The 16207-nt window shown below is 56.1% G+C and carries 11 protein-coding genes; 3 read left to right on the top strand and 8 right to left on the bottom strand.

The genetic code is table 11. From position 1 onward, the window contains the following. Nucleotides 1-5: 5 nt before the first annotated feature. Nucleotides 6-1343, bottom strand: coding sequence for a 23S rRNA (uracil(1939)-C(5))-methyltransferase RlmD (rlmD, locus tag N6G83_RS48565; RefSeq protein WP_199063150.1), 1338 nt, complete (start codon nucleotides 1341-1343; stop codon nucleotides 6-8). A gap of 67 nt (nucleotides 1344-1410) precedes the next feature. Between rlmD and barA the strand changes: the two genes are divergently transcribed. After that, nucleotides 1411-4143: a two-component sensor histidine kinase BarA gene (gene barA, locus N6G83_RS48560; RefSeq protein ID WP_074031839.1), complete on the top strand. Its 2733-nt coding sequence runs from the start codon at nucleotides 1411-1413 to the stop codon at nucleotides 4141-4143. An 81-nt stretch (nucleotides 4144-4224) separates the two neighbouring features. Here barA and garR read toward each other — a convergent pair whose 3' ends face one another. From garR to N6G83_RS48540, 4 genes are read right to left on the bottom strand one after another with little or no spacing between them, the layout of a single operon-like run. Continuing rightward, nucleotides 4225-5109, bottom strand: coding sequence for a 2-hydroxy-3-oxopropionate reductase (garR, locus tag N6G83_RS48555; RefSeq protein ID WP_211136167.1), 885 nt, complete (start codon nucleotides 5107-5109; stop codon nucleotides 4225-4227). Between the two features lie 10 nt (nucleotides 5110-5119). Beyond that, nucleotides 5120-5893 (bottom strand): 2-dehydro-3-deoxyglucarate aldolase, encoded by a 774-nt coding sequence (gene garL, locus N6G83_RS48550; RefSeq protein WP_024529802.1) that lies wholly within the window; start codon nucleotides 5891-5893, stop codon nucleotides 5120-5122. Nucleotides 5894-5906: 13 nt separating this feature from the next. After that, nucleotides 5907-7238, bottom strand: coding sequence for a glucarate dehydratase (gene gudD / locus N6G83_RS48545; protein ID WP_211136166.1), 1332 nt, complete (start codon nucleotides 7236-7238; stop codon nucleotides 5907-5909). Between the two features lie 48 nt (nucleotides 7239-7286). Continuing rightward, nucleotides 7287-8645, bottom strand: coding sequence for an MFS transporter (locus N6G83_RS48540; RefSeq protein ID WP_074031842.1), 1359 nt, complete (start codon nucleotides 8643-8645; stop codon nucleotides 7287-7289). 443 nt (nucleotides 8646-9088) lie between these two features. Between N6G83_RS48540 and garD the strand changes: the two genes are divergently transcribed. Next, nucleotides 9089-10660, top strand: a complete 1572-nt coding sequence (gene garD, locus N6G83_RS48535) for a galactarate dehydratase (RefSeq protein WP_074031843.1) — start codon at nucleotides 9089-9091, stop codon at nucleotides 10658-10660. 248 nt (nucleotides 10661-10908) lie between these two features. Here garD and N6G83_RS48530 read toward each other — a convergent pair whose 3' ends face one another. The 3 genes from N6G83_RS48530 to dgt all read right to left on the bottom strand — a co-directional run bounded on the left by N6G83_RS48530 (nucleotide 10909) and on the right by dgt (nucleotide 15366). Beyond that, nucleotides 10909-12063 carry a CdaR family transcriptional regulator gene (locus N6G83_RS48530; protein ID WP_074031844.1) on the bottom strand — a complete coding sequence of 385 codons (1155 nt, stop codon included), beginning with the start codon at nucleotides 12061-12063 and terminating at the stop codon, nucleotides 10909-10911. A gap of 180 nt (nucleotides 12064-12243) precedes the next feature. After that, a complete protein-coding gene (gene degP, locus N6G83_RS48525) occupies nucleotides 12244-13650 on the bottom strand; it encodes a serine endoprotease DegP (protein WP_211136174.1) in 1407 nt (468 codons plus the stop codon). 198 nt (nucleotides 13651-13848) lie between these two features. Then, a complete protein-coding gene (dgt, locus tag N6G83_RS48520; protein WP_211136165.1) occupies nucleotides 13849-15366 on the bottom strand; it encodes a dGTPase in 1518 nt (505 codons plus the stop codon). A gap of 138 nt (nucleotides 15367-15504) precedes the next feature. On the opposite strand from dgt, the gene mtnN reads away from it, so the two are divergent. After that, nucleotides 15505-16206 carry a 5'-methylthioadenosine/S-adenosylhomocysteine nucleosidase gene (gene mtnN / locus N6G83_RS48515; RefSeq protein WP_065687057.1) on the top strand — a complete coding sequence of 234 codons (702 nt, stop codon included), beginning with the start codon at nucleotides 15505-15507 and terminating at the stop codon, nucleotides 16204-16206. Nucleotide 16207: the final 1 nt, after the last annotated feature.

Genomic DNA, 16207 nt, shown 5'->3' with positions numbered 1-16207 from the left:
TCTCCCTACTTTTTCCGCGACCCGTGGATAAACAGCGCCATGGATTCAAGATGCCCCGTGTGCGGGAACATATCCAACATCCGCACACGCGCAAGACGATAACCGGCGTCCAGCAACACTTTGCTGTCGCGTGCCAATGTCGTGGGGTTACAGGATATATACACCACGCGCTCTGGCGCCAGTTTTACAATATGTGACATCACCCCAGCCGCGCCTGCGCGGGCTGGATCCAGCATCACCTTATCAAATCCCTGTGCTGCCCATGGTTGTCGCGCAACGTCATCTTCCAGATTTTCATGGAAAAAGGAGACATTACTGAGCCTATTCCTATCGGCATTATATTGCCCATTCGCTACCAGCGTGGCAACACCTTCAATCCCGACCACCGCCTTGGCCCGCTTGGCCAGCGGCAGGGTAAAGTTGCCCATGCCACAAAACAGATCCAATATGCGATCATTGGGCTCAATCTCGAGCCATTCAAGGGCCTGAGCCACCATTTGCTGATTTACCGCATCATTTACCTGAATAAAATCGCGCGGATTGAAGTCTAAGCGTAGCCCGTCAACCTGATAATACGGCGCTTCTCCGCACAGTTTTTCCAGCCGATCGCTATCCGGTGCCAAATAAACGGCGGTGCCATTTTGCTGGGCAAACTGCTGCAAAGCCTGACGATCGCCCTGCTTGAGCGCATCCAGGTGGCGCAACACCAGCACCGGTCCGTTATCCGCCAACACCAGCTCCGCATGGCCCAGACGCTGCACGGCCTGCAAGCCGTTCAGGCATTGATACAACGGCACCAGCAGCCGTTCCAGCTCCGGTGCCAATACCGGGCACTGCTTCACCGCCACCAGATCGGACGAGGCGGCCTGGTGAAACCCCATCAGCAAACGGTGCTGCTGGGGTTGCCACTGTAATCCCAGCCGTGCACGCCGACGGTAGCCATATTGTGGCCCGGCAATCACCGGTTCCTGTTGCGGCGTCACCCCGGTTTCACGGCAGATCAACCGCCCCAACGCTGCCGCCTTGCTTTGCTGTTGCAGCTCTTCGGAGACATGTTGCTGTTGGCAACCTCCACACACACCAAAGTGTGGGCAGCGCGGCTCAACACGTTGTATGCTGCAATTCAACAGTCGCCTGAGCTTACCTTTGGCGAACTGTCGTTTGTCCTGCGTCAACTGGATTTCGGCCTGTTCACCCGGCAGAACGCCGGGGACAAATACCGCTTTGCCTTCATGGCGCGCCACTCCCTGGCCAAATGGATCGAGGTCCGTTACCGTTACCGTGAATATTTGTGAAGCTTGCCGGGTCGTCACGCGGCGTTTCGGAGAGTAGAATTGCGCCATAATTATTGATTGTGTGTTGGTTAATTCAGCTTAAGATTAGCCTCCAATTCTCCCACATTGGAATCCCATGACCAAATACAGCTTGCGCGCGCGCATGATGATCCTGATCCTGGCACCGACTTTATTGATCGGTCTGCTGCTCAGCACCTTCTTTGTAGTGCACCGCTACAACGAGCTGCAGGAGCAATTGGTCGATGCCGGTGCCAGCATCATCGAACCTCTGGCCGTCGCCAGCGAATATGGCATGACCTTCCGCAGCCGTGAGTCGGTCCGGCAACTGGTCAGTCTGCTGCATCGCCGCCATTCGGATATCGTCCGGGCGATCACCGTGTTTGACGCGCAGAACAACCTGTTTGTCACCTCCAACTATCATCACAATTATACCCAGTTGCAATTGCCCAAAGGTGTGCCAATGCCCACCGACATGATGCTGACCCGGCGCGGCGATTCACTGATCCTGCGCACGCCAATTCTGTCGGAGTCACAGTTTCCGGATGAAAGCACCAACGAGGAGGCACATCCTGACAGCAATCTCGGCTATGTGGCGATCGAGCTGGATCTACAATCGGTGCGCCTACAGCAATATAAAGAGGTGTTTGTTTCTACCCTGCTGCTGCTGTTGTGTATGTGTATTGCCATTCTGTTTGCCTACCGTCTGATGCGCGACGTCACCGGCCCAATCCGCAATATGGTCAACACCGTCGACCGTATCCGCCGCGGCCAGTTGGATAGCCGGGTGGAAGGCTTTATGCTCGGCGAGCTGCAAATGCTGAAAAACGGCATCAACTCGATGGCAATGTCGCTGACCGCCTATCACGAGGAGATGCAGCAGAACATCGACCAGGCCACCTCCGATCTGCGTGAAACGCTGGAACAAATGGAAATCCAGAACGTCGAGCTGGATCTTGCGAAGAAGCGCGCGCAGGAAGCCGCCCGTATCAAATCGGAATTCCTGGCCAATATGTCTCATGAGCTGCGTACCCCGCTCAATGGGGTGATCGGCTTTACCCGCCAGACGCTGAAAACCGACCTGAGCGCCACCCAGACCGACTATCTGCAAACGATCGAACGCTCGGCCAACAACCTGCTGACCATCATCAACGACGTGCTGGACTTCTCCAAGCTGGAGGCTGGCAAGCTGATCCTGGAACACATTCCGTTCTCGCTGCGTGAAACGCTGGATGAGGTGCTGGTATTGCTGGCCCCTAGCGCACACGACAAAGGGCTGGAGTTGACCCTGGATGTGCAAAACGATGTGCCAGAGCAGGTGATTGGCGATTCACTGCGGCTACAGCAGGTGATCACCAATCTGCTCGGCAATGCGGTGAAGTTTACCGAAACCGGCAATATCGATATCCGTGTCGAGCTACGTAACCAGTTGGAACGCCAAGTGGAGCTGGAGGTGCAGATCCACGATACCGGCATCGGAATTTCTGAACGCCAGCAATCGCAGCTGTTCCAGGCCTTCCGCCAGGCCGATGCCAGCATCTCGCGCCGCCACGGCGGTACCGGTCTGGGCCTGGTGATCACCCAGAAACTGGTGAAAGAGATGGGCGGCGATATCAACTTCCACAGTCAGCTCAATCGCGGTTCAACCTTCTGGTTCCACATCACCATCGATCTCAACGAAGGCATGTTGTCGTTGCCACCGAGCCTGCCAGATCTGCGCGGTAAAACCCTGGCCTATATCGAAGCCAACCCAACCGCGGCCCAGGCCACGCTGAATATGTTGAGCGCCACCCATCTGGTGGTGACCCATTCACCAACTCTGGGGCAATTGCCGAAAAATCATTATGACTTCCTGCTGGCAGGCGTACCGATCCCTTATCGGGACGGTATCGGCCAGCATCGAGACAAGCTGCTGGAGTCACTGAGCCTTGCCGATCGAGTGATCCTGGCAGTGCCTAGCCAGTCGCAGATCGATGCCGAAGAAATGAAAAAGCTCGGCGCTATCGGTTGCTTGACCAAACCGATCAGCAGTAATCGCCTGTATCCGTTACTGCGTCTGGAGGCCCCACTGCGTCAGAATGCACCAAAGGTACATAAACGCTTACCGCTGACGGTGATGGCAGTCGATGATAACCCGGCCAACCTGAAGCTGATCGGTGCCTTGCTGGCCGAACAGGTAGAAAAAACGCTGCTGTGCGAAAGCGGTGAGGAGGCCATCGTGCTGGCACGTGATAACGTGCTGGATATGATCCTGATGGATATTCAGATGCCGAACATTGACGGCATCCGCGCCAGTGAGCTGATCCGCCAGATGCCGCATCACAACTCCACACCGATCGTCGCGGTTACCGCCCATGCGGTGAGCGGCGAGCGCGAACACCTGTTACAGGCTGGCATGGATGACTATCTGGCCAAGCCGATTGACGAAGCCATGCTGACACGAGTGCTCTCACGATATCACACCGTCGAACTTGAACCTGAGGCAGCCCCGCCTCGTGGCCCGGCTGAACCACCGTTATCGCTGGATTGGCCGTTGGCATTGCGCCAAGCCGCCAATAAAGAGGATCTGGCACGCGATCTGTTACAGATGCTGATCGAGTTCCTGCCACAGGTCAGCGATCGGGTAAAAGCCGTGCTGGAAGGAGAAGAGGACGACACCATTCTCGATCTGATCCACAAGCTGCACGGCAGTTGCAGCTACAGCGGCGTTCCACGCCTTAAGCAACTGTGTTTCTATCTTGAGCAGCAACTGCGTCAGGGTGTGAGCAACGGTGATTTAGAACCGGAATGGTTGGAGCTGTTGGATGAGATTGAGCTGGTGGAGACGGAAGCGAAGTTCCAGTTAGGGTAAGCCTGATGCCCCTCACGCTAACCCTCCTGTGGGAGAGGGTTGGCGTGAGGGGTTAACCAGCGTTCCGCCAGCTCGCTGTCCTTATCGGGTGACTTCTGCCTTGGCCAACTTTTCGTAATAACACGCCAGTGCGCTGTGATCGGCATTGCCCAGACCATCGGCGCGCAGTGCCTGCATCATTTCCATCACCGCAGCAGTAAGCGGAAGCTGTGCCCCCACGCTATGGGAGGTATCCAGCGCGTTGGCCAGATCCTTGATGTGCAAGTCAATGCGGAAACCCGGTTTGAAATTGCGATCCATCACCATCGGAGCCTTGGCTTCCAGCACCGTGCTACCCGCCAGACCGCCACGGATCGCCTGGAAAACCAGGTCTGGATTGACCCCGGCCTTGGTCGCCAGCACCAGCGCCTCTGACATGGCCGCTATATTCAGTGCCACGATCACCTGATTCGCCAGCTTGGTGACGTTGCCAGCACCAATATCGCCGGTATGCACCACCGAACCGGCCATGGTTTTCATCACGTCAAAACAGCGATCAAATACCTCTTTATCGCCGCCCACCATCACCGACAATGTGGCATCGATCGCTTTAGGCTCACCGCCGCTCACCGGAGCATCAAGCATGGCAATCTGTTTGGCAGCCAGTGCTTCGCTGATTTCACGGCTTGCCAGTGGAGCAATAGAACTCATGTCGATCAGCACGGAGCCTGCCTTGGCTCCCTCGATCAGGCCATTTTCTCCCAATGCCACCTCCCGCACCTGCGGCGAGTTGGGCAGCATGGTGATCACGATATCACTCAGTGCGGCCACCGCCTTTGGCGTGGCGGTAACATCTGCACCCAGTGCGGCCAGTTCAGCCACCGCTTCGGCATTGCGATCCATCACCACCAGCGAATAACCCGCCTGCAGCAGGTTTTTGCTCATGGGTTTCCCCATAATTCCCAAACCAATAAAGCCAATTTTCATCCCGCTCTCCTTATTCAACGCCCTGTTTAAACCGATCGCACAAAGCCTGCGTGGCCGTGCGGAATACGCCAAGATCGCTGCCGACGGCCACGAACCTGGCTCCCCATTCCAGATAACGGCGAGCATCAGCCTCCGCCGGTGCCAAGATGCCGCTAGCTTTACCGTGCGCGCTGGCACGCTCGAAAATGTGACGGATCACCGCCTGCACCTCCGGGTGATTTGGCTGGCCGAGATACCCCAAAGCGGCGGAAAGATCCCCCGGCCCGACAAAGATGCCGTCAACGCCCTCAACGCCAGCTATCGCGTCCAGGTTATCGACCCCCTGCTGGCTTTCGATCTGTACCATCACCGCTATCTGCTGGTTGATCTGGGCGAAATAGTCCGGCACGGTGCCATAACCGTTGCTGCGGTGCGACACAGAGACCCCACGGATCCCCGCCGGGGGATAACGGGTCGACGCTACCGCCAACTGTGCCTGCTCAACACTTTCCACAAACGGGATCAGAAAGTTGTAAAAACCGATATCCAGCAAGCGTTTGATAATCACCGGTTCGTTGCAGGGCGGGCGTACCACTGCGGCGCTAGGACTGCCCTTCAGCGCCATCAGTTGCGGCACGAAAGTGCCAATATCATTCGGCGCATGCTCGCCATCCAGCACCAGCCAGTCGAAACCGGCCAGCCCCAAGACTTCGGTGGAGATCGGGTTGGCAAGCGCGGACCAGCAGCCGATCAGGGTTTCACCCGCGAGCAACGATTGGCGAAAAGGGTTATGGCAACTATTCATGATTTATCCTCTACTAGCGCACCAGGCACGGGCGTTTGTTATCAAAGATCCAACCAGGGATCAGGTACTGCATACCCTGCGCATCGTCGCGAGCCCCAAGACCGTGTTTCTGGTAAAGCTCATGACCCTGCATTAAACGATCCCGATCCAGCTCGATCCCTAATCCTGGCCGTTGTGGAACCTGAACGCGGCCACCGATAATCTGCAGCGGTTCCCGCGTCAGCCGTTGGTTGCCCTCCTGCCAGATCCAATGGGTGTCGATCGCCGCAATGTTGCCCGGTGCCGCTGCGGCCACATGGGTGAACATCGCCAGCGAGATATCGAAGTGGTTATTGGAGTGTGAGCCCCAGGTCAGGCCGAACTCATGGCACATCTGCGCAACGCGCACCGATCCCTGCATGGTCCAGAAATGAGGATCCGCCAATGGGATATCTACCGACTGCAACTGCAACGTATACCCCATCTGCCGCCAGTCCGTGGCAATCATGTTGGTCGCGGTAGGCAGGCCAGTGGCGCGGCGGAACTCGGCCATCACTTCCCGCCCAGAGAAGCCCTGCTCTGCCCCACAAGGATCTTCGGCATAGGCCAGCACGTTACGCAGCTGTTTGCCGAGTGTGATCGCTTCCTTCAGCGACCAGGCACCGTTGGGATCGAGCGTAATGCGCGCCTGAGGAAAACGCTGCGCCAGCGCCGTGACGGCTTCGGCCTCTTCACTGCCCGCCAATACGCCGCCCTTTAGCTTGAAATCGTTGAAGCCATACTTGTCAAAAGCCGCCTCCGCCAGGCGCACTATGCTTTGCGGCGTCAGCGCTTGTTCATGACGCAGGCGATACCAGTCGCAGGCTTCACTCGGCTGGCTCTGGTAAGGCAGCGGCGTTTTGTTGCGATCGCCGATATAAAACAGATAACCGAGCATTTCCACCGAGTCACGCTGCTGCCCATCCCCCAACAGGGCGGCTACCGGCACATCAAGGAACTGCCCCAGCAGGTCCAGCATCGCCGCTTCAATGCCGGTCACCACGTGGATGGTGGTACGTAAATCGAAGGTTTGCAGGCCGCGCCCGCTGGCATCCCGATCGGCAAAGCGTTCGCGCACCCGGTTCATCACGTTCTTGTATTCCCCGAGGGTTTTGCCAATCACCAGAGACTGAGCCTCTTCCAGGGTCTGGCGGATTTTCTCGCCTCCAGGGATCTCCCCTAACCCAGTGTTACCGGCGTTATCCTGCAAGATCACGATATTACGGGTGAAGAATGGGGCGTGAGCGCCGCTGAGATTGAGCAGCATGCTGTCGTAACCGGCCACCGGTACAACCTGCATGGCAGTAATCTTTGGTGCTGTAGTCATAGAGATGTCCTCAAAATTTTGGGTTCAATTACCAAACTAGCCGCCGTGTCATTGCCTTCTGGCCTTCGCCATCGGTTTCAGTTCGATACGCTTGATATCCCCCACGATGAACAGGTAGCTGGCCACCGCCAACAGCGCATGGATCCCGACGTAGACCAACGCGCCGTTAAACGATCCGGTGGTACCAATGATGTAGCCGATAGCGATCGGCGTGACGATGCCGGAGATATTGCCAAACATATTGAACAGGCCACCGCTCAGGCCGCTGATCTCTTTGGGGGCGGTATCTGCCATCACGGCCCACCCCAGCGCGCCCAGTCCCTTACCGAAGAACGCGGCGGCCATGATGCCCACCACCATCCACTCGGTTTCAACGTAGTTGCAGAAGATCATCGACATCGACAACAGCATGCCCAGCACGATCGGCGTTTTACGGGCGAAGGTCAGCGACTGGGTACGGCGCATCAGGTAGTCGGAAATCACGCCGCCGAGCACCCCACCGACAAAACCACAAATGGCCGGAACCGAGGCGACAAAGCCGGCCTTGAGGATCGACATGCCCCGCGCCTGCACCAGATACACTGGGAACCAGGTGATAAAGAAATAGGTCAGTGCGTTGATGCAGTACTGGCCGATATAGACCCCAATCATCATGCGCGATTGCAGCAGCTGCTTGATCTGGAACCACTTCTCACCTTTGATCTTCACCTGCGTGGCCTGCTTCTGGTCCATATTGATCAAGGCACCGCCGGCTTCGATATAGTCCAATTCGGCCTGGTTGATGCTGGGGTGATCTTTGGGATCGTGCAGCACCTTAAGCCAGACAAAGCTCAGGATGATGCCCAGCCCGCCCATAAAGAAGAACACGTGCGACCAACCGACCGCATGCGTCAGCCAGCCCATGATCGGTGCGAAGATCACCGTGGCAAAGTATTGGGCCGAGTTGAAGATCGATACCGCCGTGCCACGTTCATGGGCAGGGAACCAGGCGGCGACAATCCGGCTGTTTCCGGGGAATGACGGTGCTTCTGCCAGGCCGACCAGGAAGCGCAGGGCGAACAGCGCTATCACGATGCCAAAACCGCTGAAGATATCTACGAAGCCTTGCAGTAAGGTAAATAGCGACCAGATGAAGATGCTCCAGAAGTAGACCCGCTTGGAGCCGAAGCGATCCAATAACCAGCCACCGGGGATCTGGCCAATCACATAGGCCCAGGAAAACGCCGAAAAGATATAGCCCATTCCAACCGGATCGAGGCCAATATCCTGAGCCATTGCGGTACCGGCAATGGAAAGCGTGGCACGATCGCCATAGTTAAATGAGGTGACGATAAACAGCATCACCACGATCCAGTAACGTTTATTGGTTCGCTTGATGGCACTGTTGGCAGCGCTGATAGTAGACATGGTGCTCTCCTGCATTACTATATTCATCCTGAAAAACCGCTAAAAATATCTCAGAACGAAAGGTTTAAATTAAATTGCAGCCTTTTTTGAGCAGTTCGATTAATACGGCATCGGCAATTTTTAAACGCATTAACGCTTGGTGGAGAAAAGTATAGGGAACCGGCTGTCTGGACTCATCGGGCAAATAACCCAATAACAGGGCTAATATGGCGGCTTATTTATGGCGTATGCCCAATCGGGCACGGGCTGGCTCACGGATCCCACGGTTGCGTGAGCTATCTCACAACGGATTAGCACAATGCCAAAGATTGACCTCTAGAAAACGCCAAATCTAGGTCATTTGCATAATGCCCGGCACAATAGCGAATGTTATGCTTTTTGCTGAGCCAGTCTTTCGATTATTACCCACGGCGTACATAAATCAGAGTACGTGAGGTTTCACTATGTCCGAATATGCAGTTGGCAGTATTACAGCATTACCGCGCTATATTCAGGTTCATCGGCAAGATAATGTCGCCATTGTGGTTAATGACCATGGGCTGCCTAAAGGAGCAAGCTTCCCTTGCGGTCTGACATTATTGGAGTCTATTCCCCAAGGGCATAAAGTTGCGCTGCAAGATATTCCTCAAGACGGCACTATTTTGCGCTATGGCGAAGTGATTGGCTTTGCCACACGGGATATTCGCCGAGGCAGCTGGATTGATGAATCGCTGGTGCTGCTTCCCCCGGCGCCCGAGTTGGCCAGCCTGCCACTCGCCAACAATGTGCCCCAGGCATTACCGCCCCTGGAAGGTTATACCTTTGAAGGCTACCGTAATGCCGACGGCAGCGTTGGCAGCAAGAACCTGTTGGCTATCACCACCAGCGTGCACTGCGTGGCCGGTGTGGTGGATTATGTGGTGAAAATCATTGAGCGCGACCTGCTGGCGAAATACCCCAACGTCGACGGTGTGGTGGGGCTGAATCATCTCTATGGCTGCGGCGTCGCCATCAACGCTCCCGCAGCGGTAGTCCCTATCCGCACCCTGCACAATCTGGCGCTCAACCCGAACTTTGGCGGCGAAGTGATGGTGGTAGGGCTCGGCTGCGAGAAGTTGCAGCCGGAACGCCTGCTGCAGGGCACCCCAGATGTCCAACCCATTACCGTGGATGAAAGCCGGATTGTGCGCCTGCAAGATGGGAAGCACGTTGGGTTCCAGGCCATGGTGGCCGATATTCTGGCCGTTGCAGAGCAGCACCTGCAACGCCTGAACCGTCGCCAGCGGGAAACCGTGCCAGCCTCAGAGCTGGTGGTGGGGATGCAATGTGGTGGTAGCGATGCCTTTTCCGGGGTGACGGCCAACCCGGCGGTGGGTTTTGCTTCCGACCTGCTGGTACGCTGCGGGGCAACCGTGATGTTTTCTGAAGTTACCGAAGTACGTGATGCCATCCACCTGTTAACCCCACGGGTCGCCGATCAACACGTTGGCAAGCGCTTACTGGAGGAGATGGCGTGGTATGACGACTACCTCAACCAAGGGCAAACCGATCGCAGCGCCAACCCTTCACCCGGCAATAAGAAAGGCGGTTTGGCTAACGTGGTGGAAAAGGCATTAGGCTCAATAGCCAAATCTGGCAGTAGCGCGATTGTCGAAGTGCTCTCCCCTGGTCAACGCCCCAGCAAGCGTGGGCTGATTTATGCCGCCACCCCTGCCAGCGACTTTGTTTGCGGCACGCAGCAGTTGGCTTCCGGCATTACGGTGCAAGTGTTCACTACCGGCCGGGGAACCCCTTACGGCCTGACTGCCGTGCCAGTGATCAAAATGGCAACGCGCAGCGCGCTGGCTGAACGCTGGCACGATCTGATCGATATCAACGCCGGAACTATCGCCACCGGGGAGGCGAGCATTGAGCAGGTGGGTTGGCAACTGTTTGAACTGATCCTGGATATCGCCAGCGGCCGCAAGCAAACCTGGTCAGATCGATGGGGTTTGTTCAACGCGTTGGCGGTATTTAACCCGGCACCGGTTACTTGAGTGCAACGCCCCTCACCCTAACCCTCTCCCCAGGGAGAGGGAGCCGAACGTGCAACTATTTAGCCTCCCGACTCCGTATTAGCTGGGGTGTAAATACCGCGACACTGAAGCTTGAGGCTGGCGGGAGTCATGCAGGTTAGCCGACCGTTGAGCGCACGGATGCGCGATTGCGAGCCCCCATGGACGGGTTCACGGCGTGTCGGCGTTCTGTATGACTCCCACCAGCAACGCTATTGCGTACAGCTAGGCTAGTCTTCATCCAGCTGTAACCCCACATACAGCAACAGGCGAGCATCGAAATTAGCCAGGTTCAAACCGGTCAGTTCGGAAATGCGATTGAGACGATATTCCAGCGTATTGCGGTGAATATAGAGTGCCTTGGCGGTCGCGGTGGGCTGCACATTATTCAAGAACCAGGCATTTAAGGTACGCAATAACAACCCATTTCCGTCCATGGCCTTCAAACGCTCCAACGGCCGAGCCAGCTCATCCGCCTGCCAACCGCTACGCAGGCTGCCCAGCAACACCGGTAGCATCAGATCCTGATAATAGTAGGCCCACCGCTCAGGCATGCGCTGCTTGCCAACGGCCATGGTGGTACGCGCAGTGCGGTAGGAACGCACCAGGCTGCCTGGGCCAATGAAATAGTTACCGAGCGCGATACGCACTCGCAAACGGCTGCTTTCATTGATCCGCACCAGCAGATTCTCCACCCGCCGCCGATGGGCCTCAGCATCCCAGCGCCCGTGGTGATTCAGCGCCGGTTTAAGTACTACCATCTCACTGAGAGAAACAATGGCAATCAGGTTGTCACGTTCGGGTAGTATCAGCAGTTCCTGTAACTGCTGCAACTCGGCCATTGCGCTGTCGACCCCCAACTGGCCGCTATCCACCTCCACTACCGCCGCTACGCGGGGTTGGTTGGGATCTATCCCCAGGCGGTGCGCCCATTCCATCAAGGCCGGCGACAGCTCCTCTGTACGGATCAGGTTCAACACAAACTCTTCACGAAAGCGGCTGTCCTGTGCCAACAAACTCAACAAACGCGCCTGCTCCAGCATCATTTCAGCGGTCATGCAAACCAGTTCACCGTACTGCCGCAGTTGTACCGGATCGCCGGTCAAGCCGATGACCCCAACGATACTCCCGTCAACGTGCAACGGCAGATTAATGCCGGGCCGGACGCCGTGCAAATGGCGAGCAACCGCATCGTCGATAGCGACCACTCTGGCCTGCGATAACACCAGCAATGCCCCTTCATGCAGTTCCCCCAGCCGCTCAGGGTCGCCACTGCCAATAATCCGGCCCCGGTCGTCCATCACGTTGATATTGCTATCAATAATCTTCATGGTGCGAGCGACAATTTCCCTGGCTAGCTTGGCATCAAGATGATACTCCGCCATTGCGTCTTATCCCCGTCGGATGATAAACCAACATTCAGCATACCGACGAGCCTCTGCGGGCACATTGTGCAGATGCCCAAATGCGTTTTAGCCGGGCACGAGTTTGTGCTCAAACTCACAGTTTTTAGTCATAAAAAAAGGCACGCCGCAGCGTGCCTTTGTAGAACAACGGGATAGCTATTACTGCATCAGCAGATACAGCGTCGAGTCGCCACGTTGGATGTTCAGTGCCAGCACCGAAGGCTTGCTGTCGAGCACCTTACGCAGCTCACCCAGGTTGTTGATCGGCTGCTGGTTCACACCCATGATCACGTCGCCTTTTTTCAGGCCGATGCGTGCAGCGGCACTCCCTGGTTTCACTTTCTCAACCTTCACACCTTTCACTTTGTCGGTGCTGTTGCTCAGTTCTGCACCTTCAATACCGGTGTAAATATTGCTGGAATCAACCTGCTCCTGGCTACTTTGCTCAAGCGTTACGTCAATGGTCACCGGCTTACCGTCGCGGATAATGCCCAAGGCCATCTTGGTGCCCACCGGCAAGCTGCCGATCTCGGCACGGAACGACGCAAAGCTGGAGATGGCTTTACCGTTCATGGTGACAATCACGTCACCGGCCTTGATACCAGCCTTGGCAGCAGAGGATTTCGGCACAACCTGGCTGACGAATGCGCCACGCTGGGCGTCCACTTTCATCGCTTGCGCCAGCTCGGAGTTCAGCTCGGTCCCCATAATGCCCAACTCACCGCGTTTCACCTGGCCATATTCCACCATTTGCGAGGTCAGGTTTTTCACCATGTTGCTTGGGATTGCGAAGCCGATACCGATGTTGCCGCCGTCCGGCGCCAGGATCGCGGTGTTAATGCCAACCAGCTCACCGTTCAGGTTAACCAACGCACCGCCGGAGTTACCCCGGTTGATCGCCGCATCGGTCTGGATAAAGTTTTCGTAGTTTTCAATGTTCAAACCGCTACGCCCCAAGGCAGAAACGATCCCGGAGGTCACGGTTTCACCCAGGCCATACGGGTTACCGATCGCCACGGTATAATCCCCCACGCGCAGCTGCTCGGAATCGGCCATTTTGATCGCCGACAGGTTTTTGGCGTCTTTCAGCTGGATCAACGCAATATCAGAACGCGGATCCTTACCGATCACCTTGGCTTCAAAGCGACGACCATCGCTCAATTGCACCGTGATCTTGCTGGCATTGTCTACCACGTGGTTGTTGGTGACCACATAGCCTTTGGCTGCATCGATGATGACGCCGGAACCCAGTGCTTTAAAGGCTTCCTGGGTAGTTGGCCCACCCGGTGCGCCACCTTGGCACATTGGAGACCCCTGGAAGGGTGAACCATCCTGGCAGAACGGCGACATTTGCTGTACCGTTTTCGCATCCACCGTGGCACTTCCTTCCACGTTAATGCTTACCACTGAAGGCATCACTTTTTCCAACATCGGTGCCAGGCTTGGCAACGGTTGGGCGCTAGTAGAGGCAGAAGCCGTTTCTGCGGCGTTGGCGGTAGTTACCGGACCCATTGCCAAACCAATACTCAAAGCCAGGGCGCTTAAAACCAGTGCTGTTTTTTTCATCTTCATCTGTGTGTCTCTTAAAAGTCGTTCAAAAGGAATACCGGGTCTTGGTGCTTAGTAAGAGCCTGCTGATTAGCTGAAGTTCCCATGCTGGGGTCGGCTAATAGTAAACAAATATTGTCGGTCTTTACAAAACTCGAAATAATGTTCCAGCCTGAGAGTTATCTCGCTAAAATAAGCGAGAATTATCTCATGAATTTATTCCGCCGCCATTAAACGACGATATTCATCATAGGCATAAAGGTCGGTCATGCCGCTGATATAATCCTGTAACAACCGCGCCCGGAAATAATATTCCCGAATAGCCTGCTGCTCGGCCGAAAGATGCTGCAAACCTTCCACCGCCTCGACATAGGCCAGGCGATGTTTGGTAGAAAGCTTGTGAAACAGCCGCGTTTCAATCGGAAACGCCCGGTGGCTGTCTTCCCGCACCAACTGGCTGAAATCGGCCAGCGACATGGCCAGCAGCGGGCTATAAATGTCCAGCAGGCCGTTGATCACCCGGTAACCCTGTAGTTCCAACTGCTCCACTTCCGGGTGGTTGAACACGTGTTTGAACGCAACGTTCTTGAAGATAGCGAGCAGGCGGCAAGCCGGGCTGGCATCCTCCAACAAGGCTCCGTTAAAGTGGCCGTGATACACCGCGTCCAGGTTATCGATAAACCGCTGGGCCGCATGGGGAACCAATTTGGCAACGGTAAATACCCGCAGGTACATAAAGAACTGATCTTCTGAACTGCGGCGCGCTCCGCTGCGCTCAATTTTACGGAACGCACTGGCAACGGTCTTATCAAACAGATCCCCCGGAGCAATCTCGCCCCATTCCTGGGTTAAATGCTGATACAGCTGCTCCACGGTAAAGATGTTCTTTTCTACCGCGTCTTCCAGATCGGCCACGCAATAAGAAATATCATCGGCGGCTTCCATAATATAGGTGAGAGGGAAACGATCGAACTCTCCCATATGTAATTCGCGCCGCAAGCGATCGACAAAGGCTTCTTCCGCCAGATAAAACCCCGGCTTCTTCATCAGATAGCTGTGGCTGGCGGGAATATCGCTTGCCCAATAGGCCGGGCGGGTATATTTCAGGATGCAGCCTACCTGGGCATAGGTCAGGTTCAATTTCAGCAACGTGTAGACCAGGCGGATCGCCTGAGCATTGCCCTCAAAATGGCTGAGGTCGTGGCGAATACGGCTGCGCAGCCGGTTAAGGTCGCTCTCCCCTTCATGCAGGCGTAACACCTCTACCTGGCAACGATCGTGGCTACCCGGTTCACTGCCACAGCTGGCGGGATCGAGCCGCTGGCGGAACCAGTCGTTGATGGCAGATTCGCCGAAATGGCCAAACGGCGGATTACCTATGTCGTGCATCAGGCAGGCCATTTCGACAATGCTCTCGAAAGGATCGAGCAGCTTGCTCAGGCCGAGCGCATCAATACGCTTTTCCTGTTTGAAGCGGTTGAGGATCTCTTTGGCAATATGCCGCCCCACCTGCTGCACTTCCATCGAGTGGGTCAGACGGCTGCGTACCGCCGCGTTACGCTCCAGCGGAAACACCTGCGTTTTCTGCTGCAAACGACGTATCGCCGCAGAATTGACGATGCGACCGCGATCGCTCTCGAACTGGCGAATGATGTCGTACTCTTCTTCGGCTTCAATCGGCTTGCTAAAAGGCCGCTGAAAGCTGATCTTCTGCTTAAAGTCGATCCCGGACATCTGTTTCTCCTCCCGTTGCGCATTCCCTCCGTGATAACAATTCCCGGCGGCGGATGCAACGGTATTGCGGATTATCTCTCTCACAGAGCCATGATAGACTATGGCGCAATTTCCATACCCTATCAGCGAGTATTATTTATGAAAGTAGGCATCATCGGCGCAATGGAAGAAGAAGTTACCCTGCTGCGCGAGCAAATTGCGAACCGCCAGACCCTGCAACGTGCGGGTTGTGAGATCTATACCGGCCAAATCAACGGTGTGGAAGTCGCCCTGCTCAAATCAGGCATCGGCAAAGTGGCAGCGGCTCTGGGTACCACCCTGCTGCTGGAACAGTGCCAACCCGATGTGGTGATCAATACCGGCTCCGCCGGTGGCCTGGCCGCTACGCTGAACGTGGGCGATATCGTGGTATCTGAAGAAGTGCGCTACCACGATGCCGACGTGACCGCCTTTGGCTATGAACCGGGCCAGATGGCCGGTTGCCCACCAGCGTTCGTTGCCGATCCCGCGTTGATCGAGCTAGCGGAAAACTGCATCAAACAGCTTAACCTGAACGCGGTACGCGGCCTGATTTGCAGCGGTGACGCCTTCATTAACGGTGCCGAGCCTCTGGCCCGCATCCGCAGCACCTTCCCAACCGTTGCCGCCGTTGAGATGGAAGCCGCCGCCGTTGGCCACGTTTGCCATCAGTTCGGCACACCATTCGTGGTGGTACGCGCGATTTCCGACGTCGCCGACAGTGAATCCCATATGAGCTTCGACGAGTTCCTGGCAGTGGCCGCCAAGCAGTCCTCGCTGATGGTCAATGCCATGCTGCAAGCCCTGGCCAAGCGCGGTTAAT

Source organism: Serratia sp. PL7 (genome assembly GCF_945957435.1).
The sequence above is the reverse complement of the archived record's forward strand: the minus strand, read 5'-3'. Positions and strand labels throughout refer to the sequence as shown.